The following is a 22,308-nucleotide window of genomic DNA, read 5'->3' on the forward strand; positions in this document are numbered from 1 at the left end:
TTAGAAAGCTGCTTTAAGTCCGAAAACCAGGGTGCGGGAATGCGGATATGCCGAGAAATCGAAACCGGGCGTAAGCGTTGAGTTCTGCACCGACACTTCGGGATCCATGCCACTGTAATTGGTCCAGGTGTGCAGGTTTTGCGCCGCTACATTGAGGCTCAGCGAACGGATCCTGGCCCGGCGAATGAACGCTGCAGGCAGCGAATAACTTAACGCCACCGTTTTCAGGCGCAGGTAGGAGCCGTCTTCCAGCGTACGCGATGACATGACCTGCGGGCCTCCGCCTCCGGCACGGAAGAGCTCATTGGTCTGGTTCTCGGGTGTCCACCGGTCTGCCCAGGAAGCAAACTGGTTAAAATGCGGCACTTCGGTAATGTTGCCTTCAAAGATGAGCCGGTTTGCATTCATGATCTTGTTTCCGTACGACCATTGCAGCAGCACGCTAAGCTCGAACCCTTTGTAACTAAAACTGTTTGAGAAGCCGCCAACGTGTACGGGGATCGCGTTTCCGATCACCGTTTTATCGCCGCCGTCAATGACACCGTCATTGTTGATGTCGCGGTACCTGATATCGCCCGGTTTGATAGCGCTTCTGATGTCACCATTGGTCGGTACGCTGTTTTTCAGCACATAAACACCCGGCGACGGCTGATCAAAGTCGGCATACTGATACACGCCGTCCCAGATCAGTCCGTAAAACATGGCGGCAGGTTTGCCGATCTCGGCAATATAGAGCGGTTCTTCGGCCATCCGGCTTACGAAAGAACGGATGTTGGAGAGGAGGTTGGGCTGGTTTTCGGCCAGCGACATGATCTTGTTCCGGTTAAAGCTGATGTTGAAATTGCTTTCCCAGCTGAATTTTGGTGTATGAACGTTGATGGTGTTTAAGGTAAACTCCCAGCCTTCGTTCCGGATCTTGCCGATGTTTTTGAAGGAATTGCTGAAACCGGTGGTATAAGGCAGTTGTGCGTTGAGCAGCAGATCATAGGTCGTTTTGCGGTACCAATCTACCACCAGGCTTACCCGGTCTTTGAACAGGCTCAGGTCGTAGCCGGCATCGACCTGAGCCGTGCTCTCCCACCGCAGTTCGGGGTTGCCCAGCCGGGTGATGTTGAGTCCGTACAGGCGCTGGTTGTTAAAGGAATAGCTGGCCAGATCGTTCAGGTCTATTGCAGCCAGGTAGGCAAAGTCGCTGACCCGGTTGTTACCGGTTACCCCATAACTGACGCGCAGTTTGGCATCGCTGATGGCTGGAATTTTCTTCAGGAACGATTCCTGGCTCATGCGCCAGGCGAAGGCAGCAGAAGGAAAATAACCCCAGCGCCTGCCGGGTGAAAACTTAGATGACCCGTCTGCGCGCATAGTCGCGGTAAGCAGGTACCGCGATTTGTAATTGTAATTTACGCGGCTGATGAAAGAAGCCATGCGGTTTTCACTCGCATTGCTGATGGTTTCCAGCGGCGTACCCTGCGACAGGCCGGCGATGCCGAGCGATTCATTGGGCACCAGGATGGCCGAGAAACCGTTTGCGGTATTTCTCGCTCCTTGCAGCGTAACGCCGCCAAGGGCTTCGAGCCGGTGCCCGCCGCCGAGGCTTTTGCTCCAGGTGAGCGTGTTTTCGTTCAGCCAGTCCAGGTGCTGGCCATTGTTTACAGAACCATTAATACCGTTGATGTTATTTACGCGCAGCGGTGTGCCCCGAACGGTTTTGCTGTTGTAAAATTCTTCGTTCCGGCTGATGTATCCGTTCAAACCGCCTGTAATCTTCAGGGTCAGGTGTTTGGTAAAGTCATACGCGGCATACGCGTTGGCGGTCAGGTTGTTGATTTTGCGCTGCCGCAGCGTATTTTCGGCGGAGATGATCGGGTTGATTCTGAAATCTGAAGCGGGATCCACACCGCTGTCGAGCAGCTGGTCTTCCAGGCTCAGGTTGTCTGCTTCTGAACCTGTAACCGGGCGATAGCCCCATACCGAGTACAGGAGGAACCCGCTAATGGTTGTCGATGAGGTCGCCGATGTGCGCCCCAGTACCTGTCCGTAGGTGAGCTGGTTGCTGAAGTTCACATTGATACCCGTTTTTAGCTTTTTGCTCACCGTCTGATCAACTGAAATTCGCGCCTGATACCGGTCAAAACCGCTGTTGGCCACCACACCGTCAGAATTGTAGACCGAGCCCGAAATGGCGTACTTGGTCTGGTCCGTGCCGCCGCGCATGGCTACGTTGTGTATTTGCGTAAGACCGGTCCTGAACAGTTCGCGCTGCCAGTCGATACCGGGGGTTTCGCGGTAGCTGTCTACGGTTTTGCCGTTGAGAAAGTAACCCAGTTGGTCGGGTCCTGTACCGTAGCGTTCAAATTCGTATTTCACAAATTCATGCGGATCGAGCAGATCCATCATTTTCGGTGTGGTTTCGGTGCCGAGAGAAGCGTTAAGACTGATGACGGGCTTTCCTGTTTTGCCTTTTTTTGTCTCGATGACGATGACACCATTGGCCGCCCGCGCACCGTAAATAGCGGTTGCCGAGGCGTCTTTCAGGATGTTAATGGATTGGATGTCGTCGGGGTTGATCCCGGCCGTTTGCAGGTTTTCCATAGGGAAACCGTCTACCACGTACAAGGGTGCGTTTGATTGGGTGAGCGAGTTGCTGCCGCGAATCACGATGTTCATGCCCGAGCCCGGCTGCCCGTCTTCCATAGAAGATACCTGTACGCCGGCTATCCGTCCGGCCAGGGCCTGGTCAAAAGACGCAACGGGGGCTTTTGCGAGCTGCGCTACGTTCACATCGCCAACGGCTCCGGTCAGGTCTTTTTTCCGCACCGAGCCGTAGCCGATCACCAGCACCTCGTTCAGGTCGGTGGCCGTTTCGCGAAGCTGCAGGTCTATCCGGCTTTTGCCGGCTGCGGCCACCTCTTCGGTCAGATACCCGACGTAACTAAAGACGAGAATGGCGTTGCCATCGGCCGCTTCGATGGTATAAGAGCCGTCATTTTTTGTAGAGGCGCTGGCGTTGCCGCCTTTCACTTTGACGCTCACCCCTTCCAGCGGCTCACCCCTGCGGTCGGTCACCTTGCCCCTGATGCTTTTCTGTTGCACAGATGACTGCTCCCTTTTGGCGTCATCGGCTTTTTTGAAGACAACAATGGTATTGCCCTGCTGCGTATAATCCATGCCTGTGCCACTCAGCACCCTGTTCAGGATGCTGGCTACGGTAGCCGATTGTTTTTCGACGGTGATGTGTCCGTACCGGCTCACCTGTTCGGTCGGGTAGCCGAACTTGAAGCCCGATAAAGAGGAAATCTGACCGAGCGCATCTTTCAGGCTGACATCCTGGAAGGCAACGGTAATGACCTTGTTGTGAACGCTCTGCGCCCTGCCGGGACGGGCAAACAGCAGTTGGAAGGTCGTTAGCAAAATAATTGCCATGCAGGCACTTATTTTCATAGTAAACAGGAAAATGCGATTAAGACTGGCGTATTCAGGCACACAAATGCCTTTCCTGCAAAAAAGATTTTGCATAGTTTTGTCTGGTTAAAATGTAAACATGATTTTGACTAAAACTCCTCGGTACGCTTCCCCAAGCAGAGGAGTTTTTTTATTGACGTTTGCACGCCGGTTGGGTCATGGTGATCTGGTCATAAAATTCTCTCGTTAATTTAGCGTACAACCTTCTCCGTCAATAACATAAACACCGTTTACCTTTTTAAAGGAGGCACCGCGGATCAGGCATAATATCTTCAGCGCTTCGTCTACGTTCTCTGAACCGGAGAACGCAACGGTTGTCGGACATGGGCTGAGGCGCTCATTCTCAATTTTAATGGATACCTGGAAGCGGTCTGCGAGCTGCCTGGCTACGTTACCAAATGATTCATTGTCAAAGGCCAGGTTTTTCCTGACCCAGCTAACCACTGTATCGGCTTCGATATCCTGGTGCAATGCGGTAGCGCGGTCTTTGTTGAAAACGACCCGCTTGTTGGGCGTCAGCACGGCCAGCACCCGGCTTTTCTCGCTTACCTTTACCTTGCCGCGCGTTACCGTAACGACAATATCTTTTTGCTCGGGGTACGCTTTGATGTTGAATGCCGTGCCCAGCACCTGCGTACGAACGCTTCCTGTGTGAATGATAAATGGCTTGCTGGCGTCGTGTTTCACATCAAAATAGGCTTCGCCCACGAGGGTCACCTGCCTTACTTTTTCATTAAATGAAGCTGCATATTGCAGCCGGCTTCCTTCTTTCAGGATGACCCGGGTGCCGTCTGGCAACTGCACGAAACGGTTGTGCCGGGCCTGAACGGTCTGAGGCGTATGTAATGAAACGCTGTCAGGGCGGCCAGTCTGTCCGTACCTGAATATGAGCGCCGCCAGGGCAACGCCGACAAATAAGGTGGCTGCAACCTGGATGTACCACTTGCTGCCCAGTGGCTTAACCGCCGGGCCCGCAGCAGGCATGCGCCGTTTCAGGTCGGCAAGCATTCCCTGCGCAGCCGTATCGCCACCAGGCATGTCTGTATCATGGTCCAGCCGGGCATACCAGGCTTCCAGCTCGTCGAGTTCCTGCGGGCTGCAGGTACCTTCCTTGTATTTGTCCAGTAAGCGGCGTAGTTTGTCTTGATCCATTGCGGGTCGGTTTACAGTTGATTACCGCAACGCGTGGCGAACCGTTATCCGGACGGAAAAAAAATTTAGCTCCTGATGCAGCTCGAAGCCAAAGAAGAGTTGACCGGCACTTAACATCTTGGTAACATGTATGCTTTTAATTTGCTTTACTTAATGCCCGATGATATATTCGTGAAACCAACTATTGCCTGTATCCATACATGAGCCTTCAGCCGACAAGTATTTCTACGATGTCTTTGCTTTGCGATGCAGAGCTCGTTACGCTGTGGCAGCAGGGTACGGCAGAGGCGTTCGACGTTTTATACCTGAGGCATGTAACCGGTCTGGTGGCGCTTGCGGCGAGGAAAACGGGCGACCGGGAACTGGCGAAGGAAATGGTGCAGGACATATTTCTCGACTTCTTCAGGCGGAAAAGCGAGCTTGATCCTGAAAAATCAGTCAAAGCTTACTTGTATAGCGCTGTACAACACCGGGTATACAATTATTACCGAGAGGTGCTGATGCGAAAAAAACACGAAGACGGCATTGCGCGGCTCTGGTCTGCGGCAGCGACCGGTACCGAACAGGACCTGGCGCGCAGGGAACTTGAGAAGGCGATACAGACAGGGGTAAACAACCTTCCGGAAAAGTGCCGGGAAGTGTTTGTGCTGAGCCGACAGGAGCACCTGCCGCACAAGGAGATTGCCACACGCCTGAACATTTCTGTAAACACTGTAGAGCAGCACATGCGCAAGGCCCTGCAGCGCCTGCGGGGCTCGTTGCAGCATTATTTGCCGGTGGTAGCGGTGTGGACGGTTGGTTGGTTTGAGTGAGGGAAAGATTACATCGCCCACACCGGGACGATCTGGGGATCCAGTCTTGATCAAATTGATAGCTGGGATTCTTTCCGGGTCTATCAGGACGGAGGCAATCGAAATTTGAAGGTAATCTGGGAAGCCACCATGAAGGGGAAACCTGTTTCTCTGCCGGTAATGATCGGTCCGGGATTCTGTTTTCTTGGCGCCTATCCCAATTACTTTTTTGACTATACACTGGAAAACGAGTTCATGGCCATTGACCGTTTTGGTCCTGGGTCAGGAGTAGTGCAGCACGTCTATAACATAAAGATTAAGAAGGTCATTGACAGAGACACCCAGGAGGGTATCACCTCGCAGGTCTCCATTTTCCCTGCAGAAGGAATCAATGTGCAGATCACAAAAAACATCTATAACGACGACTGGGCTGGTGGCGGAAACCGTTAATCAACTTGCGGTTTAGTTCTTCTAAAAAAGCCATTTCTTTCAAGGTCGTGTTTCTTATTTTAGTAAACTAAAAAACATCCTCACCATGATACTAAAATACCTTACGGCCGAGTTCGAGCAGGAAGTGAACAGCACACGCAGGCTGCTGCAGGCCATTCCCCAAAAAGATCTGGCTTATAAACCTTCAGCCATTTCCTGGACAATGGGCGAGCTGGCCCAGCACATTGCCACCATTTATTACTGGTATGTCGGGGCACTGACACAAGACGTTTATGATCTTGCGGCAGACAGCCTGGAACGGGGCGACCCTGCCGACATTGCCGCAACAATTGAACTGTTTGAAAGCAACGTTGCAAAAGCGAGAACAGCCTTGGCTTCGCTGACAGAGCAAAAGCTTCAGGAAAACTGGACCATGAAAGCTGGTGAGCAGGTGGTGCTCGGGCCGATGGAACGCGGAATCGTTGCGCGGGGCTTTCTCTTTAACCACATTTATCACCACCGCGGCGAACTGATCGTCTACCTCAGGGCAACCGGCAACAAGGTGCCGGGCATGTACGGACCCACTTACGAAGAAAGCTGAAAAAAGCAGGCAGGAAAATAATCCTGCCTGCTTTTTTAATGTAATCGGCTTGCAAAATTCCCTTTGGCACCGATAACAGTTGCCGGAACTGCCCCTCAGCGCATCTCCACCAGCTGGATGTTGTTACCGCAGGTATCGTCAAATACGGCAATATTCACCGTACCCATTTCGGTCGGCGGAACACTGAATGCGACGCCAAGCCCGACCAGGCGGTCATACTCCTGCTGCACGCTTTCCACATCAAACTGGGTGTACGGAATACCGGCGTCAAAAAGCGCCTGCTGATAAATTTTTGCCGGTTCAAAATGTTTGGGCGCCGGCTCCAACAGCACCTGAACGCCATCCTGCTCTTCCTTGCTGACTACCGTTAACCAACGGTCTTCGCCCAGAGGAAGATCTACCTTTTTGATAAAGCCGAGTTTTTCGGTGTAAAACGCCAGGGCCTGCTCCTGGTCCCATACCGGGACGCTTAAAACTTTTACTTTCATTTTTGCTCAGGTTTTAAATTCAATGCACGAAGTTTCCGAATGTGGAGGCATGGAACGTTGTGAAAATTGCTCTTTTTTAAATTGCGTGGGCGAGACGCCGGTCCGCGACTTAAACAACGTACTGAATGAATTGGGGCTCTCGAACCCGACGGCGTAACAGGTCTGTGCTATGCCCATTCCCCTCCTGAGACAGATTTTTGATCGCTCGATGCGCCTGTCGGTCAGGTATTGCCGGGGCGTTTGCCCATAGTACTGTTTAAACAGCCTCAACAAGTGGAATTTCGAAATGTAACTGTTTTCAGACAGCAGGTCGAGATTGATATTGCCGTCTAAATTTCCGTCAAGAAAGCGGCGTGCACCTATAACTGCCTCCAACTGTCCCTGGTTGCCGTAAACGATGTGTCTGATTTTCTGTACTTCCCTCAGGTAAAAAGTCATTTTTACAGCTTTAGCCATCGACAGCACAACTAGCGCGTTCCGGCCCGGTTTTACGATCAATTAATATGCACATTCAAAGTGGTAGGACCCCGAACCCACTTTTTCGGTCTTATCCGATCCAGGCAGCCTGATGCTGGCCGTTGTGTTCACAGGTATGCTCACGTCAAGCCGGAACTTGCCATCGACAATGGTCCAGGAAGATTTAATCGGCCCGTATACCGTTTCCAGTTCAGCGGCAGCATTGGTCAGTTTACCACCTGGCCTGGGCGAAATCTCAAAGGTCTTGTAACCGGGCGATGCCTCTAGCAACCGTATGCCCGCTATATTTTTGTACATCCAGTCGCCTATGGCGCCGTAGGCATAATGATTAAATGAATTCATATCCGCTGTCTGGAATGATCCGTCGGGCTTAATGCCATCCCAACGCTCCCAGATGGTCGTCGCGCCCATCTTGACCGGGTAGAGCCAGGATGGGTAACTTTCCTGCATCAGCAGGTCATATGCCGTATTTTGATACCCGAACCGGCTCAGTACATGACACAGGTAAGGCGTGCCCAGAAATCCGGTTGTCAGGTGGTTACCGTAACTCTGCACATTGTCAACCAGGCGTTTGGCAGCCTGTGCCCGAAAAGCCTCGGGCAACATGTCGAACTGCAGCGCCAGCACATAAGCCGTTTGTGTGTCGGAGACCAGCTTGCCTTTCGGCGTCATGTATTCCTCAACAAAAGCACTTTTAATTTTCTGCAGCAAATCGCGATACCGGGCCGCTTCTTCGGGCTTACCCAGGACTTCGGCCGTATTGGCAAGAATCTGTACCGAGTTGGCATAAAAGGTTTGCGCAATCATGTATTTATCGGTCACGGCTGCCCGGCCGTCGTTGTCGTCGTTTGGCCTGTAGAACAGCCAGTCGCCAAAGTGGAAACCCTTTGCCCAAAGGTTATCTACAGATTGTGAAACCATGTAGTCCACCCATTTCTTCATGCTGGTGTACTGGCTCGCGAGTATCTGTTTGTCGCCGTAGGTGAGATACATTGTCCACGGAATAATGGTTGCTGCATCGGCCCAGCCGGTGGCGCCCGCATCGCCGGCGTTCAGTACGTTCGGAATCACGAAAGGCACGCTGCCATTTGCATGCTGATCAGCAGCCACGTCTTTCATCCACTTGTTGAAAAAACCCGATACATCCATGTTGTATGCGGCCGTGCTGGCGAATGCCTGCGCATCGCCAGTCCAGCCCAGGCGTTCATCACGTTGCGGGCAATCGGTCGGCACATCAACAAAATTACCTTTCTGTCCCCATTGAATATTGTGCTGCAATTGGTTCAGCAAAGTATTTGAGGTTGTAAATTTACCGGTCGGTCTCATATCCGAGTACAGCGCAACGGCGGTAAAGTCTTCTGGCCGCAGCGTTCCAGGGTATCCCTCCACTTTCACATACCGGAAACCCTGAAATGTAAAGTGCGGCTCAAAACTTTCAGCTTCTCCACCCTTCAGGATGTAGTGGTTCTGCTGTTTGGCCGACCGCAGGTTGGTGATGTAAAAGTTACCGGCCTTGTCGAGCACTTCAGCATGGCTAAGGGTGATTTTTGTCCCCGCTGCACCCCGTGCCCGCACGGTTACCCAGCCGACGAGGTTCTGTCCGAAGTCGATCACGTTTTCACCCAACGGCGTTTTGAATATCTTTACTGGTTTGAAAGTTTCATGCTTACGCACCGGCGGCCCACTCATACCCACCAGCCTTTCCGGTCCCTCAGGGAGTATCCTGACGGGTTTCCAGCGATCAGATTCGTTAAAATCAGGCCGGTCCCAGCCTGCCAGTTCCTGCCTGGCATCGTAGGTTTCGCCGTCATACATGTCTGAACTGCGTATTGGTCCGTCGGTGGTTTTCCAGTTCTCATTGCTGGTAATCACCTCGCTGCTGCCGTCTGTATACTCAATTTCCAGCTGGGCCCGCACAGCCCGGGTATCGCCATAAAACTTGCTCTGGTGTGAAAAGCCGATCCGCCCTTTGTACCAGCCATTGCCCAGCACCAGCGCCAGCACGTTGTTTCCTTTCCTGATCTGCCCGTCGAGCGGATAGACCTGGTACTGGATGTGGTTTTTGTAGCTTGTCCAGCCCGGCGCAAAATAATGGTCGCTCACGCGGCTGCCGTTCAGGCGCGCCTCATACAAACCTTTAGCCGTAATGTAAGCAGTGGCAGCACGCACATTTTTTTTAACCACAAAGACCTGGCGCAGCAACGGACTCGCGGCAGCGGTGTCGGCGCCCGGAACCGTGATCCATTTCGCCGTCCAGTCTTGCGGCTGCAGGCCGGTCCGGAAATGTTGTGGTGCAGACCAGGCAGACTGCTGGCCATGGTTGTCTTTTACCCGCACCTGCCAGCGGTACCGCGTTTTTGATGTCAGCGGCAGACCTCCATAAGGAATACGGACCGATTGTTCGCTGGTGCGCAGCGCGTGCCAGACTTCCTTTCCGCTTGTCGCAGTGCTGCTAACCCTGATCTCATACCCCGCCTGCCGGGTATTCTTCTGTTGCGCCCGGATCTTCCAGCTAAAAGTCAGCCCCTGCGGATCCACGCTGAGCGGATTTGTAAGCTGGTTAACGGTCAGGTCGTAAATGTCTGGCTTTTGGGCCTGCACAGCAGCGGCCGGCGCGAAAACAGAAAAAAAGAAAAGCAGTGAAAAAACAGAGATGAAATGGTTACGCATGGTAGGTTTAGTTTGCTTAAATATAGCAGCTAAGCTCCAAGCCTGCAAAAAGTTGGGAAATGTTCATTAAAAAGATACATGGGTAGCAGCCTTTTTCCGGCAGCAGGAAACGGAGCAGGTTTCCCGCTTGCGGGGTGCGGTCGGCGGCTGTGGTCGGCGCCGGATACGACATCCGGCGCAGCCGACATATGTATTAATTCAGCGCGTCGGCAGGCTGCTCAGGTCTGGGAATCGTGAAATGGAAGGTGGAACCACTTCCGGGTGTACTTTCTACCCAGATCCTGCCACCATGATCGGTAACGATCTTCGAGGCTATATAGAGTCCCATGCCCAAACCTGCGTGCGAGTTGATCACATCGTCTGAGCGGTAGAATTTTTCAAAAACAGACGCAATATCCACTCTGCTCATACCAATGCCCTGATCGGTAACTGAGATTCGCACCGAATCCGCTTCGTCTGCAGCGGCCTCTATACTGATAATTGTGTTTTTTCGTGAATATTTGGCTGCATTGCCAAGCAGGTTGGAGAAGACCTGTTCCATTCGCAATTTATCGATCTCAACCTCAACATCTTCATTTACAGACACTTCAAACTCATGGTAGGGTGTAATGTGCTGCATGACAGCCACCATCTCTGAGACCAGGCTACCAATCTGTACCCTTTCTTTGGTGTAAGAAAGGTGGCCGTTTTCGAACTTGGAAACATCGAGCAGTTGCTGAACCAGTGAGAGCAGTTTGGTTGTTTGTCCATCAATTTTGTCTACGATACCCTTAACCCGGTCGGTGCACCCTTCTTTCATGACCTTGATCATCTGCGAATAGGCCTTGATCACGGTTATCGGTGTCTTAATCTCGTGACTGGCTACAGAAATAAACTCGGTCTTTTTCTGGTCAATGATCTTGGACCGCCGCAGTTCCTCATCTTTCTCAACAGCAATGCGGTTCAGCGTCAGGTTACGTTGTTTGATTTCTTCGTAAGCATTCATTGGCGGCGCTTCTTTAAAATACGCAGCCAATACCGAAATTTTCGAGCGGTCCAGGTTTACTGACCGCGGTATGCCAATGCGGATCTCGATGAGCGTAACCCCATCAGCTTCAGTTTTTATAAACTCGGGGACCAGTTTCTGTGCATAATAATAACCATCGGCCGGAACAAAATGCTCAGGACTGCCAAAGCTGAACCGGCCCGTCAATGCATACCGCTGGTCGGTCTGCCTGAGGCCAAGGGTCAGGCTGCCATTGTCGGTATGTTCAATGACGGTTCTTGCAATTTCAGAAACCGCTGTCGCGAATGTGGTGCGGGTCGCCAGCGTTAAACCGAGCCTTTCCCCCAGGTGAAGTGAACGCCTGTGAGCCAGGACAAGATCCATTTCGTTCTCAAGTGATATGAAAATAATTTCGATCATGCTCATCTGATTTTTATGCTAACAACGGACATATCGTCTGTCTGCCTTGCGTGGTCCTTATAAATGGCTGCGTTCAGGACGGCCAGGTCGTGTTTCCGGATGTTCGGATATTTCGCAAGGTCCCAACGTGTTTTGATACCGTCAGAACACAGAACAACCAGGTTGAAGTCGGCACCGGCATAAGACTGATCATTCATGGAGGTGGGTATATTGTGCCCCACAATGCCATTGTATGACATGTGGTTTTTGACCAGGATTGGTCCAAATATCCTTGCTGCAATATTTCCAACGCCGGCAGAACGCCAAATCCTGGTGGCGAAATCGTAAAACAGGATATTCATAACCGCACCGCGCGTCTTTTTAATGGCCTGGTGCAGAAACCGGATGGTTTCAGTGGGGCTGTGGTCTGGAAAAACCCGGAAAGCCGCAGCCGCCTCATTGACCGCTTTGTTGGCTTCAGGGCCATGGCCCAGACCGTCTGCCAGCATAATCTTTAAATAGGTCCCCGTCTTTTTGATCGCTACCCCGTCGCCGCTAGTATTTTCACCTGGTTTCGACAGGACAAGCGGACGTACGGTAACCACGCTGCGATCCGGTTTGGCTGCTGTGTGGTTGAAAACGCGGCTCAGCACGATCGTACCCCAGCCGCTCAGCGAATAAAGGTCAAACTCGGTCGACAACCTTTTGATGCTGCCCAGGCCATGCCCCATCGTATTTGACGTCGACATGCCATCGTTCATCATCCGCGACGGATTAATCATGCCCGGCCCGTTGTCAATGCTGATCAATTCGACATAGGGGTCACCATTGTTATGAAACACGCCGGCCAGAATTTCGCCATGGTTACCGAATTTGAACAGGTTGGAAGTCATCTCAGCCACGATCAGGTCCAATTCATTGAGCCGCGCTTCCTGTATGCCGCCCTCTCCCGCCATCCGGTGAATTTCCTTTTTCAGCAGGGAAAAATAACTCCTGTCGCTGGCAGCAAAACTGATGTGCGTTGCGTCAACCATTTGCCCACTTTATAACCATCACCGTCGTACCTTCTCCTATTTTGCTTTTAATATCAAATTCGTTTACAAGCCGGCGGGTTCCCGGCAGGCCCAGTCCAAGACTTTTGCCCGTCGAAAAGCCGTCTTTCATGGCCTGTGAAATATCCGGAATGCCAGGTCCTTTGTCTGTAAAAGTTAGCCTGACACCATTGTTTCTTCCGCTCGAAACCACCTCGATGTCGCAGCGGCCACCATTGGCGTACCGCAGCATGTTTCTGACAAGCTCACTGGCTGCTGTGATGAGCCGGGTTTGGTTAACCAGCCCCATTTTAATTTTGGTTGCGGTCTCCTTTACCCGGTTCTTAAGGAATACGGCGTCCTGCTCCTTGACAACCTGGATGGTGTCTTTACTCAACGACAGGACCATCTTCTATTTCCTCTTGGTCCGTTTCCTGGTCTTCATCCATCATTGATTTTAGCAACGCCATCCCTTTCTCCACATCGAGCGCAGTATGAACGCCTTTCAGCGGCAAACCAAGCTCAATAAGGGTTATGGCCACCGCAGGCTGCATGCCTACAACCACCGTTTCGGCGTCGAGTATCTTTGACATGCTGGCAATATTACCGACAATGCGACCCATAAACGAATCGACAATCGATACGGCAGAAATGTCAATTAAAACACCTCTGGCCCCTGTCTTATTGACCATCTGTACCAGATCTGCTTCAAGCGTAAGTGCCAGCCGGTCGTATAAATCTACCTGAATGGTCACGAGCAAGAAGCTGCCCATTCTCAGAATAGGAATTCTATCCATATTTTCTTCCCGTTATCTTTGCCCCGCAGGGATTTTTTTCACCTCAAGCCTCATCGCCTTGAACGCGTAAGCGAGCGCACTGGCCAGCGATGCTTTGGTAATGATGGTCGACAGGTCGATGCCAAGATGAACGACCGTCTGTGCGATTTCCGGACGGATACCGCTAATAATGCACTCGGCGCCCATTAACCGGGTTGCACTCACCGTTTTGATCAGGTGCTGGGCAACAAGCGAATCAACCGCCGGCACGCCCGAGATGTCTAGGATGGCAATGCTGCTACCGGTCTCTACGATCTCCTGCAACAGGCTCTCCATGACAACCTGCGTCCTGGCACTGTCTAATGTTCCGATGATCGGCAGGGCAAGGATACCGTCCCAAACCCGGATTACCGGCGTCGATATCTCTGTAATTTCGTCTGTCTGGCGCAGAATAACTTCTTCTCTTCCCTTGATAAAGGTCTCAAAAGTGACCACGCTCAGGCTGTCCATGACGCGGCTGATCCGCAAGCTCTGCGCAAAAAGCGCTGCCGCATCATCTTTTGTTTCCTGCTGCAGGATTTCAAGCAGCGCTTCTTTTAATGAAAACACGAAGTTTCCCGTTTCCCGCGGCGTAAAGCCTTGCCTTGCCCGGGTAATGGCAATGCCACCGAGAATTTCAATAACCGGACTCCACAGATCGGAGTCAACATTCTCAAAATTATCTTCCCCCAAATTGCTCACTAAAGCATCGATCAGTTCTTCTGACTGGCTTCTGAGTTCTTCGTTGCTGATCAGGTCCTCGCGAAGACCTTCATCCGCCAATTGGTTTTTCATCCAGAGTTCCAGGATGTTCTTTTTTTTCTTTTGTAGCAATTTGTTGATTTTTAAAGACATGGCAAAAATATAGGATAGGGTACGAAGCTATATTCTCTTACGAAAAATAATGGCGAAAGGTAAGCTTTTGATTGAACAAAGCAAACAGACGATCAGGCTAAAATGCGCAATAACCATAAATTTGTTTAAAGTTTTCTCAACAGACCCTAAACGCTCCGAGCCAGCCCGCCTACTCAGCGTTTCTTCCGGCTTTCACGGTGCGCCGGTTCGTAAATGAGCCGCAGAAAACTGGACAAACGCTGGGCCTCGCGGTTAACCGGAATACCGGTCACGATACCGGCAAGCAGGTTGTCTGCAAGCGTGAGCCTGAACTGGGGTCTGACGGTCATATCAAACCCCGCTGTGCTCCACTCCTTGTTCAGTTCAATGCCCAGAAAGTTTTTTGAGCCGGGAATCAGGTAATGAAAACTGGTGTTGTGCTGCCAGCTTGATTCAATATGCCCCGCCTCCCTGACAAGCACTGGTCCCGTGTAGATCAGCGTATGAAAGTTGCTTCCCCACCGCTTTGCAGCAATGAAAAACGGGCTGAACACATGACCGCTAAAAAGCCCATGCCTGTACATATTAAACGGCTTCATTGCAAATTCGTGGATATAGCCGACAGCCAGGGAACTCTGTAGCTTTTCGGAAACAAAAAATGAGTACTGTGCCGCCAGCTTCAGTCCGTTGAGCCGGTTCCCCGGCAGCGGTTGGTCGTTGGGCGCGCGCTGATTTCGGGAGTAAAAGGTAAAAGGCAATTCCACTTCGAGCCCCAGGCGGTTCAGCGGAGCGAACTCATATTCCACCAAAGCGGTGTATTCGTCAAATTTATCGTGGTCCGTAACACCCATCCCAACATTCCATTCCCGCTCGCCTTTTCTGGCGCCAAGATCACGGATCAGGTCTATAAATAAAGGTTCTGCATGCAGTACTTTGGCCGGAAGCCGGGTAGAGTCGCGCTGTGCGGTTGCCGCAAACGCCGGTAGTGCCAGCATGATAGCCAGGACACTTGTTTTGATTGTGTTCATTTAAAATAGAAAAATAAGCCGCACAAGGCAGCCGGGTTACCAAAAAATCAGCCTGCGTTAACAGTGTGCAGCTGCACACCCGAAACAGCCTGTTCTGGCGGTGGTGATTCCCGTTTCTCTATATGTGTAGGTATGTACGGATTGTAGTGCGAACGGTGTGTGATGATGCGATGCTCCGCCTCAACTGCGTACGCGAACGGAGCGGGCTGCAGGCAAGCCAGCAGTATTTTGCCCGCCGGGCCATCGTCAGAATCCTGATTTTCGGGAACGTCGACATCAAAGGCAAACTCAAGGACAAATTCACAGATGCTTTCGATTTGGTTAATTCGCAGATCTTCCCGGTAGGTAGCCTTTCCGCCGATCATACTCAAGTGCCTGGCCGGGTTGAGCGACAAGTTTAACATTTGCAGGAGCAGCAGCCAGCAAACAAGACATCCTAAATTCCGGCCTGCAAAAAATTTCACGGGTCAAATGTACATAATTATGGCGAACCGCTATCAATGGCCTAAAGCTAATGCATGTGGTGCTCTGTGATGAGCTCCCCTATCTGCTGCAGAAAACCATCCTCAATCGAATCAAGCGTTTCCCAGACAACCTGGTCACCTGACGATTGTGGATAGATGACAGCGATTTTTTCCCCGTGCAGGAAAATCCGGTAGGTTCCGTTATTTTGCGGCTCAACCCGTATCTTATCTTCAACAACCTGTATTTCAAATGGCTCAGTGTCGCCGAGGGTCAAAAGAGGTGAACCATCCTGGTCGGCCACACCGGGAGAATCTGTTGGCGTTACCCCTGATTCCTGCGCGCCCGCAACGGTTGTATTGCCCTGATCCTGGTTAAGCTCTTCGAATTCGGTCTCGCTGTCCCACTCACCTGCAGGCGTGCCTTGCTGTGCCGCTGCATTCTGTTCTGTCGAATCTGGTTTCACACCTTCGTTTTCTGCGTTTTGCTGATCTGGATATTGCATAAGTTCACGTTTCGGGGCCACCATTGACCTTGTAAACACAACCATTGAAACGCACGAAGGTTTTCAAATTCTGTGTTGCCGTTTTAACTGGCCTGTTTTTCCTGCAAATGCTGCTTTGAAATGAAATTATAAATACTAACTTTGAAAAACAAAGCACTTTTAAATATGAGTTTGCATAGACGGCTTGATCATTTGCATGCATTGGCGCAGGCAAACAGGTGGCTAAAATATTTCACGGTTTTTACCCGGGTTGCTCTTGCGCTGGGTTTTCTGCCTTCGGGTTTCGTGAAGATTGCGGGCGAGCGTTTTACTTCCCTGTCGGTGAACCACCCCATGGGTCATTATCTCGAAGCGCTTCACCTCACGGGCTATTACTACACGGCCATCGGCATTTTCCAGGTCGGGGCAGCTGTGCTTTTGCTCATTCCCCGCACGGCCACGCTTGGTGCTGTTCTGTATTTTCCCATTATCCTGAACATATGTGTGCTCTCGCTGGCAGTGCGGTTTGAAGGCTCGCTGATTTCCTCGCCGCTCATGGTCCTGGCCAACCTTTACCTGCTGATTTGGGATTATGACAAGCTCAAGTATCTGATCATTGGGCGCGGCCAGACCTACCAGCCACCCGGCCGAAAGCTAAAAGTCGACAATCGTTTCCCATTCCGTTTTTTTGCCGCTGCGTTCACGGTAGTTGCATTGCTTGTCTTGCTGTTAACCCAGGGCTTTGACATCATGCCGCGCAATACCTTAGGCGACTGCGGACGACAGTGCGACGAGCGCAAAGATCCCCGGGCATGCTACCGGTTTTGTGATTGCATTCACCGGCAAGGCCAGCCGCTAGACACATGCCTGGCCGAATACAGGCAGGCCTTAATGCGCGCAAAACACTTGAAACCGGGAAAGGCAAGACCTTAATTACCGGTGCCTGGCCGGGTATTTCCGGTCTGCTTCGGCAACAACGCAAAGCAGTTTGTTGCTCAGGCCTGCCAGCAGCTCCCAGCCGGCCGCCGCCTGGCGAACAGGATAAGAAACAGGCTGCCGCCTGATGTTGCCCGAATGGCTGATCAGTCCTGCACTTTCTTCGAGTGCAGAAATTGCCCATGAAGATTCCTTTTCAGGAACGGATTTCAGACCCCGTTCTGCCTCGAGCGCCAGGCCTACCAGCACCGCATTGATGCGATAGCCGAGTTCGCGAAGTAAAAACAGCAGCGGCACGTCAAGGCGACGGTGGCCGGGTTCGACCAATGCCTGCGCAATGCCATCGGCGTATGCGGCAACCGATGCAGAGGTTTGTTTCCGGGCCAGCCGCATCCTGGTCAGGTCGCCATTGCCTGCTGTGAACCGGCCAATCTCATGCAGGTAGTCAAGTTGTTGCTGCACCAGCGTGCCAAGCAGGGCCCGGAGCCGCCTGCGTTCCCAGACCGGGAAAAGATAAGCGCCGACAAGCGCCGCGCCGCAGCCAATCAGCGTATCGAACAAACGTTCGGCCACAAGCGAAAAGGAAATGCCACGTTCTCCGGCAAACAGCAGTACGACCACTGCTGAAATGCAAATCACAGCGTAGCCGTAACGGAAGCGCTGCAGCCAAAAAAACCCAAACAAAAAGACGGCAGACAGGACCCAGGTCCAGAACGTGCCACCGAGAGCAAACCAGGCCAGTACCCCTAATGCGAGTCCGGCCAGCGTTCCCCATAACCGCTGGAGGTTACGTTGCCAGCTGAGACCAAAGTTGGGCCGGGAAACGACGATGACCGTCAGCAGGATCCAATAACTGTAGTGACCAAAATGTAAAACAGAGATGGGCAGCCAAAGCAGGCCGAACAGCACGGCAATGCGAAGGGCGAACCGCCATTGTGAGCGATAGGTCCTCAGGGTTGGCCGCAGTCCGCTCCAGCGAAACCTGGTTTGCGGCAAAAAGGCAAGTACATCAAGCGGTGGCGCCTCAGGAAGTTTATCGTGCTTATTTAAACACTGCAACAACTGCACAATAGCCCCGGCATTGGCCAGAACCTCTGTAACCGCCTTCCCGGCTGCTTCGTTTTGCTGTTGCACGCAACCGGCCATGTTCCGGATCTTATCATCCAGTTTTTCCAGCTCGCGCGATAGTTTTTTTTCTAAGGGTACGGTTCGCACCAGCGCTCCAAAAGCCAGCTTACGTGTTGCCCCTGACAGGCCTTGTATGAGCTCGGTTAATTTGGAGAGCGTGTCGGCGCTGACCGCATTCCGCAGGTGGTCATAATCGAAATGAATGGCATTGATCTGCTCAAAAAGCTCCATAACAGCCAGGCCGTTTTGCAGCCAGTAAGCTCCCCTACCCCGGGGCGACCGGCTTACCTTCGGGTCGGAGAGCAGCAGGTGCCGTACCTGCTCCTGCTTCAAGGCAAGGATGCGCTGCGCCTCTACGGTATAAGCGTAGGCTGCAGCAAGCGGCACGTCAGTGTTGTAACAGGTCGACTTGGCATGCAGCAAGGCCCCGCTTGCTTCCAGACATTCAAACAGCGCTTGCCGCAGCGAGCGGAACGGAAAAAGCAGCACCTGGATTACGCTGAGCCCGTGGTACCACAGGGCGCCCAGGAAAACCCAGAACGCAAAAGTAAGCGCGTCGCCGGGCGCCAGTCCATAAATGAAAATGGCCAGGATCAGGCACATTGTGCCGATCAGGCCCAGCCTGTTGCCGCCCGCGCCGAACAGGCAGAGCACAAAACTTGCAACCACCCAAAAAATCTGCATGGTCCACCAGTGTGACATGGCAGCCACCAGAACCAGCGCCGTTGCAGCAAGGGTGCAGAGGCTCCATATGGCTGTCCGCAATTTGTCCCTGACGGTTCCGGGCAGGTCGGTCAGGCCGATAAGCAGAATTCCCAGACCGAATGGAAGATAGATCTCCCGGCCTGCGTCAAGTAAAAACCAGACGGGCACGACAATGGCAAGGGTATGCCTTAAGGCATCCATAAAATTTTCGCCCAGAAAAACGGAAAGCCTGCTTCCCCTGATAGCCTTGTTCACGATATAGTCTCTCAAAATGATTGTTCCATGCCTGTATCCCGGTTTCTACCAGCAACCAAATGCGGCCGCAAAGGTAGTTAAAAGGTGCAAGTCGTGCGCTGCAGGTGTGTTGCAAAAGAATCTAAAAAAGGGTGCCATGCAATATACCGCTGCCGGTGTCGTTATATATTCGAGAGCGTTAATTTAGATGGCGGGAAATGGATTTAAATGTCCGTTTTCCGCTTTTTTATTTAAATGTTTTTAAATTCAGGGCCAGCATTTGTGAAATGACTCAGAAAAAATACCGATCGCTGCAGGAGTTTTATCCTTTTTACCTCAGTGAACACCGCAATTCGACCTCCCGCATCCTGCACTTCATTGGAACGGCCTTTGTACTCATGGCCCTCTTTGCCGGTTTCCTGTTTCATGACTGGCGCTTTTTTATTGCGATCCCCTTGCTGGGTTATGGCTTTGCCTGGATCGGGCATTATTTTTTTGAAAAAAACAGACCAGCCACCTTCCAGTACCCTTTTTACAGCCTGGCAAGCGATTTCATTTTATTTTACGACCTGCTTACAGGCAGGCAGCCTTTTTATACAGGCAGGAAATAAGGTCAGGCGCGACGGCGTTTCAGTTCTTTCTGAATAAGACTCAACTCACGGCCGGTCTGCCCTGCTACCGAGGTATTTTCCTGCGCACGCCTGAAAAGGTAAGGCATAACCGCTTTGACGGGGCCGTAGGGAACATACTTGGCCACATTGTAATTTGAATTGGCCAGGTTAAAACTAAGGTTGTCGCTCATGCCAAGCAGTTGCGAGAAAAAAACATGCGGGTGGTTATGCGGAATCTTCTTTTCCTGGAGCAGGTAGGTGAGCAGGCGGCAGCTGTCTTCATTGTGTGTGCCGGCCACAAAGGCCACTTGGTCCAGGTTCTCTACGCAATACCGGAGCGACTGGTCATAATCGCGGTCTGATGCGGCCTTATCAGGCTGGATCGGCGAGGGATAACCCAGTTCTTCAGCACGCCTGCGTTCCTTTTCCATGTATGCACCGCGTACCATTTTAACGCCCAGGATAAATCCCGATTCGCGCGCAATCAGGTGGTCGGCTTTCATATCGGCCAGCTTATCATGCCGGTACATCTGGTAGGTGTTGTAAACGATGACGCGCTCCCGGTTAAATTTCCGCATCATGTCGAGCGCCAGCTCATCGATGGTGTTCTGGATCCAGGTCTCTTCGGCATCAATCATGACCGGTACCTGTTTATCAAAGGCAGTGCGGCAGATCCTTTCACAGCGGGCTTTTACTTTAACATACTCTTCGCGCTCCTTTGCTGAAAGCTCTTTTTTTGCGTCAAGTTTCTCCAGCAGGCCAAAACGACCAATACCTGTTACCTTAAATACCGTGATCGGGATGCGCTTGTCTGTAGCGGCAGTTTCAATGGTGCGAATAATTTCCCGGCAGGTTTCATCAAACACCTGCTCTTCTTCCTCTCCTTCTACAGAATAATCCAGAATGGTACCCACGTTTCCTGCATGCAGTTTGGCTATGGCCGGTTCACATTCGGCAATGGTCTCGCCGCCGCAGAATTGCTCAAATATGGTAGATTTGATCATTCCCTGAATGGGCAGTCCGATATCGAGAAAGAAATTGGTAATGGGCGGCCCGACTTTAGTAAGAAAATTGCTTCCGATCATTTTGAACAACCAATAAGCTTTTTTCAGCTCTTTGTTATTCTTTGATTGAAAAGCAATTTCGGTATTGTTAAAATCGGGCATTCTCTCTGGCGAAATCTCCATAAACAGGCTGCAATTATCAAGCGAGTGCAAAAATATAAATTCCGGCCGTTCTAAATTCATCACCTTTATAAATAATTGTAAATTTGCCAGCCATGAACGAGTTCAAATTAGAAGGCGAATATATTCCTATGATCCAGCTGCTGAAAGCCTGCGCACTGGTAAGCAGCGGCGGCGAAGCGCAGTTGGTTGTCGAAGACGGACTCGTGAAATACAACGGCCAGACCGATTACCGGAAACGCCTCAAAGTTCGCCGCGGCGACCTGGTCGAATTTAACGGCCAGCAGATCAAAGTGATCTGAATACATAAAAACCGAAAGGCCCCAGGCCTCAAACTATATGAAACCAATTCACAGTTCAGGGCACCAGATCCATTTTGAATCTGGCCTCAAGCCCCTGCTCGACCTGTTAGGCAGCAACACGTACAGCAAGATATTTGTACTGACAGATATCAATACCACCGAACACTGCCTGCCCTTGTTTCGCCAGATGCTGGATGATTTTAACGGTTTTGACCTGATCGAAACCGATCCGGGCGAAGAAAACAAAAATATCGATTTCTGCATCGGCATCTGGAAAACGCTTCTTGACTTCGGGGCAGACCGCAAAAGTTTGCTGATTAACCTGGGCGGTGGCGTGATCACCGACATGGGCGGTTTTGTTGCTTCGACCTATAAACGCGGAATCGACTTTGTCAATATTCCTACAACGCTGCTTTCGCAGGTCGACGCCTCGGTCGGCGGAAAAACCGGTATCGACATAGACAATGTAAAGAATATGGTCGGCACCTTCAGCCTGCCCCAGGCCGTCTTTATTGAAACGGCTTTTTTGAAGACGGTCCCTGCACGGGAAATGTTGTCTGGTTATTCCGAAATGCTCAAACATGGCCTCATTGCCGATAAGGCTTATTTTGACGAACTCAAGAACCAGAAGCCGGCTTCGGTCACTGCAGCGCAGATCTACCGTTCTGTCGAAATCAAAAATGAAGTCGTAACTGCAGATCCGCGCGAAAAAGGCTTGCGAAAGATTTTAAATTATGGGCATACAATCGGCCATGCCATTGAAAGTTATTTCCTCGCCGAAGGTAAAAACCCGCTTACCCATGGCGAGGCCATCGCAGCAGGTATGATTTGCGAAGCCTGGCTATCGCTCGAACATGAAACATTTACCCAACAGCATCTGGAAGAGGTAACCCGTGCGTTTTCGGTCTTGTACCCGCACAGCAGGCTGCCCCAAGCCGCATTCGATGAACTCATTTTGCTGATGCAGAGCGACAAAAAGAACGAGGACGGTAAAATCCTCTTTTCTACGCTTGAAGAACCCGGCAAATGCACCTACAACCACGCTGCAGGCGCCGATCGCATCATCGCGGCCTTTAATTACTACAACCAACTTTTCTGAT

The 22,308-nt window shown here is 51.6% G+C and carries 22 protein-coding genes; 7 read left to right on the plus strand and 15 right to left on the minus strand.

The window, feature by feature from the left end:
- Together C7T94_RS14340 and C7T94_RS14345 are read right to left on the minus strand one after the other, a co-directional pair.
- A complete protein-coding gene (locus C7T94_RS14340; protein WP_239495023.1) occupies positions 1-3,423 on the minus strand; it encodes a TonB-dependent receptor in 3,423 nt (1,140 codons plus the stop codon).
- Between the two features lie 225 nt (positions 3,424-3,648).
- Positions 3,649-4,614 carry a FecR family protein gene (locus tag C7T94_RS14345; RefSeq protein WP_107215961.1) on the minus strand — a complete coding sequence of 322 codons (966 nt, stop codon included), beginning with the start codon at positions 4,612-4,614 and terminating at the stop codon, positions 3,649-3,651.
- Positions 4,615-4,814: 200 nt separating this feature from the next.
- Here C7T94_RS14345 and C7T94_RS14350 point away from each other — a divergent pair, with 200 nt between their 5' ends.
- The 3 genes from C7T94_RS14350 (at position 4,815) to C7T94_RS14360 (ending at position 6,435) form a co-directional block, all read left to right on the plus strand.
- A complete protein-coding gene (locus C7T94_RS14350) occupies positions 4,815-5,426 on the plus strand; it encodes an RNA polymerase sigma-70 factor (protein WP_107215962.1) in 612 nt (203 codons plus the stop codon).
- A 129-nt stretch (positions 5,427-5,555) separates the two neighbouring features.
- Positions 5,556-5,855, plus strand: coding sequence for a hypothetical protein (locus tag C7T94_RS14355; protein ID WP_107215963.1), 300 nt, complete (start codon positions 5,556-5,558; stop codon positions 5,853-5,855).
- An 85-nt stretch (positions 5,856-5,940) separates the two neighbouring features.
- Entirely contained in the window at positions 5,941-6,435 is a 495-nt protein-coding gene (locus tag C7T94_RS14360; RefSeq protein ID WP_107215964.1) for a DinB family protein, read from the plus strand.
- A gap of 95 nt (positions 6,436-6,530) precedes the next feature.
- Here C7T94_RS14360 and C7T94_RS14365 read toward each other — a convergent pair whose 3' ends face one another.
- The 11 genes from C7T94_RS14365 to C7T94_RS14415 all read right to left on the minus strand — a co-directional run bounded on the left by C7T94_RS14365 (position 6,531) and on the right by C7T94_RS14415 (position 16,129).
- The gene (locus C7T94_RS14365; RefSeq protein ID WP_107215965.1) at positions 6,531-6,923 is read right to left on the minus strand and encodes a VOC family protein; all 393 of its coding nucleotides are present in this window, start codon (positions 6,921-6,923) and stop codon (positions 6,531-6,533) included.
- Between the two features lie 6 nt (positions 6,924-6,929).
- Positions 6,930-7,361 carry a helix-turn-helix domain-containing protein gene (locus tag C7T94_RS14370; RefSeq protein WP_162618704.1) on the minus strand — a complete coding sequence of 144 codons (432 nt, stop codon included), beginning with the start codon at positions 7,359-7,361 and terminating at the stop codon, positions 6,930-6,932.
- A 60-nt stretch (positions 7,362-7,421) separates the two neighbouring features.
- On the minus strand, positions 7,422-10,070 hold the full coding sequence (locus C7T94_RS14375; protein ID WP_107215967.1) for a glycoside hydrolase family 78 protein: 2,649 nt from the start codon (positions 10,068-10,070) through the stop codon (positions 7,422-7,424).
- 193 nt (positions 10,071-10,263) lie between these two features.
- On the minus strand, positions 10,264-11,475 hold the full coding sequence (locus tag C7T94_RS14380) for an ATP-binding protein (RefSeq protein ID WP_107216145.1): 1,212 nt from the start codon (positions 11,473-11,475) through the stop codon (positions 10,264-10,266).
- Between the two features lie 2 nt (positions 11,476-11,477).
- Positions 11,478-12,488, minus strand: a complete 1,011-nt coding sequence (locus C7T94_RS14385) for a serine/threonine protein kinase (protein ID WP_107215968.1) — start codon at positions 12,486-12,488, stop codon at positions 11,478-11,480.
- Complete coding sequence (locus C7T94_RS14390) at positions 12,481-12,894, minus strand: anti-sigma regulatory factor (protein ID WP_107215969.1); 414 nt, start codon at positions 12,892-12,894, stop codon at positions 12,481-12,483. Before C7T94_RS14390 ends, C7T94_RS14385 begins: the two co-directional genes overlap by 8 nt.
- The gene (locus C7T94_RS14395; RefSeq protein ID WP_107215970.1) at positions 12,875-13,282 is read right to left on the minus strand and encodes an STAS domain-containing protein; all 408 of its coding nucleotides are present in this window, start codon (positions 13,280-13,282) and stop codon (positions 12,875-12,877) included. The genes C7T94_RS14390 and C7T94_RS14395 overlap by 20 nt, the downstream gene beginning before the upstream one ends.
- 12 nt (positions 13,283-13,294) lie before the next feature.
- Positions 13,295-14,155, minus strand: a complete 861-nt coding sequence (locus C7T94_RS14400) for an STAS domain-containing protein (RefSeq protein WP_107215971.1) — start codon at positions 14,153-14,155, stop codon at positions 13,295-13,297.
- A gap of 173 nt (positions 14,156-14,328) precedes the next feature.
- Positions 14,329-15,162, minus strand: a complete 834-nt coding sequence (locus C7T94_RS14405; RefSeq protein ID WP_107215972.1) for an HAEPLYID family protein — start codon at positions 15,160-15,162, stop codon at positions 14,329-14,331.
- Positions 15,163-15,209: 47 nt separating this feature from the next.
- Positions 15,210-15,557 carry a hypothetical protein gene (locus tag C7T94_RS14410; protein WP_162618705.1) on the minus strand — a complete coding sequence of 116 codons (348 nt, stop codon included), beginning with the start codon at positions 15,555-15,557 and terminating at the stop codon, positions 15,210-15,212.
- A 116-nt stretch (positions 15,558-15,673) separates the two neighbouring features.
- Positions 15,674-16,129: a hypothetical protein gene (locus C7T94_RS14415; protein WP_162618706.1), complete on the minus strand. Its 456-nt coding sequence runs from the start codon at positions 16,127-16,129 to the stop codon at positions 15,674-15,676.
- A gap of 165 nt (positions 16,130-16,294) precedes the next feature.
- Between C7T94_RS14415 and C7T94_RS14420 the strand changes: the two genes are divergently transcribed.
- Entirely contained in the window at positions 16,295-17,041 is a 747-nt protein-coding gene (locus C7T94_RS14420; RefSeq protein WP_107216146.1) for a hypothetical protein, read from the plus strand.
- On the opposite strand, the gene C7T94_RS14425 is transcribed toward C7T94_RS14420, so the two are convergent.
- Positions 17,042-19,147 (minus strand): FUSC family protein, encoded by a 2,106-nt coding sequence (locus C7T94_RS14425; RefSeq protein ID WP_162618707.1) that lies wholly within the window; start codon positions 19,145-19,147, stop codon positions 17,042-17,044.
- A 251-nt stretch (positions 19,148-19,398) separates the two neighbouring features.
- On the opposite strand from C7T94_RS14425, the gene C7T94_RS14430 reads away from it, so the two are divergent.
- On the plus strand, positions 19,399-19,722 hold the full coding sequence (locus C7T94_RS14430; RefSeq protein WP_107216147.1) for an Mpo1-like protein: 324 nt from the start codon (positions 19,399-19,401) through the stop codon (positions 19,720-19,722).
- A 2-nt stretch (positions 19,723-19,724) separates the two neighbouring features.
- On the opposite strand, the gene C7T94_RS14435 is transcribed toward C7T94_RS14430, so the two are convergent.
- The gene (locus C7T94_RS14435) at positions 19,725-20,909 is read right to left on the minus strand and encodes a proline dehydrogenase family protein (protein ID WP_107216148.1); all 1,185 of its coding nucleotides are present in this window, start codon (positions 20,907-20,909) and stop codon (positions 19,725-19,727) included.
- 92 nt (positions 20,910-21,001) lie between these two features.
- Here C7T94_RS14435 and C7T94_RS14440 point away from each other — a divergent pair, with 92 nt between their 5' ends.
- Positions 21,002-21,208 (plus strand): RNA-binding S4 domain-containing protein, encoded by a 207-nt coding sequence (locus tag C7T94_RS14440; protein ID WP_107215976.1) that lies wholly within the window; start codon positions 21,002-21,004, stop codon positions 21,206-21,208.
- 37 nt (positions 21,209-21,245) lie between these two features.
- A complete protein-coding gene (gene aroB / locus C7T94_RS14445) occupies positions 21,246-22,307 on the plus strand; it encodes a 3-dehydroquinate synthase (RefSeq protein WP_107215977.1) in 1,062 nt (353 codons plus the stop codon).
- The last annotated feature ends 1 nt before the right edge of the window (position 22,308 follow it).

It is taken from the genome of Pedobacter yulinensis, assembly GCF_003029735.1.
Lineage (GTDB): Bacteria > Bacteroidota > Bacteroidia > Sphingobacteriales > Sphingobacteriaceae > Pedobacter > Pedobacter yulinensis.

Excerpts from the sequence above, each read along its gene's own strand:
- C7T94_RS14390 (WP_107215969.1), bottom strand. The coding sequence starts at position 12,894 with ATGGTCCTGTCGTTGAGTAAAGACACCATCCAGGTTGTCAAGGAGCAG.
- C7T94_RS14365 (WP_107215965.1), bottom strand. The coding sequence starts at position 6,923 with ATGAAAGTAAAAGTTTTAAGCGTCCCGGTATGGGACCAGGAGCAGGCC.
- C7T94_RS14370 (WP_162618704.1), bottom strand. The coding sequence starts at position 7,361 with ATGACTTTTTACCTGAGGGAAGTACAGAAAATCAGACACATCGTTTAC.
- aroB (WP_107215977.1), top strand. The coding sequence starts at position 21,246 with ATGAAACCAATTCACAGTTCAGGGCACCAGATCCATTTTGAATCTGGC.
- C7T94_RS14360 (WP_107215964.1), top strand. The coding sequence starts at position 5,941 with ATGATACTAAAATACCTTACGGCCGAGTTCGAGCAGGAAGTGAACAGC.
- C7T94_RS14405 (WP_107215972.1), bottom strand. The coding sequence starts at position 15,162 with ATGAACACAATCAAAACAAGTGTCCTGGCTATCATGCTGGCACTACCG.
- C7T94_RS14345 (WP_107215961.1), bottom strand. The coding sequence starts at position 4,614 with ATGGATCAAGACAAACTACGCCGCTTACTGGACAAATACAAGGAAGGT.
- C7T94_RS14385 (WP_107215968.1), bottom strand. The coding sequence starts at position 12,488 with ATGGTTGACGCAACGCACATCAGTTTTGCTGCCAGCGACAGGAGTTAT.
- C7T94_RS14415 (WP_162618706.1), bottom strand. The coding sequence starts at position 16,129 with ATGCAATATCCAGATCAGCAAAACGCAGAAAACGAAGGTGTGAAACCA.
- C7T94_RS14430 (WP_107216147.1), top strand. The coding sequence starts at position 19,399 with ATGACTCAGAAAAAATACCGATCGCTGCAGGAGTTTTATCCTTTTTAC.
- C7T94_RS14420 (WP_107216146.1), top strand. The coding sequence starts at position 16,295 with ATGAGTTTGCATAGACGGCTTGATCATTTGCATGCATTGGCGCAGGCA.
- C7T94_RS14400 (WP_107215971.1), bottom strand. The coding sequence starts at position 14,155 with ATGTCTTTAAAAATCAACAAATTGCTACAAAAGAAAAAAAAGAACATC.
- C7T94_RS14380 (WP_107216145.1), bottom strand. The coding sequence starts at position 11,475 with ATGATCGAAATTATTTTCATATCACTTGAGAACGAAATGGATCTTGTC.
- C7T94_RS14350 (WP_107215962.1), top strand. The coding sequence starts at position 4,815 with ATGAGCCTTCAGCCGACAAGTATTTCTACGATGTCTTTGCTTTGCGAT.
- C7T94_RS14440 (WP_107215976.1), top strand. The coding sequence starts at position 21,002 with ATGAACGAGTTCAAATTAGAAGGCGAATATATTCCTATGATCCAGCTG.
- C7T94_RS14340 (WP_239495023.1), bottom strand. The coding sequence starts at position 3,423 with ATGGCAATTATTTTGCTAACGACCTTCCAACTGCTGTTTGCCCGTCCC.
- C7T94_RS14375 (WP_107215967.1), bottom strand. The coding sequence starts at position 10,070 with ATGCGTAACCATTTCATCTCTGTTTTTTCACTGCTTTTCTTTTTTTCT.
- C7T94_RS14355 (WP_107215963.1), top strand. The coding sequence starts at position 5,556 with ATGAAGGGGAAACCTGTTTCTCTGCCGGTAATGATCGGTCCGGGATTC.
- C7T94_RS14395 (WP_107215970.1), bottom strand. The coding sequence starts at position 13,282 with ATGGATAGAATTCCTATTCTGAGAATGGGCAGCTTCTTGCTCGTGACC.
- C7T94_RS14435 (WP_107216148.1), bottom strand. The coding sequence starts at position 20,909 with ATGGAGATTTCGCCAGAGAGAATGCCCGATTTTAACAATACCGAAATT.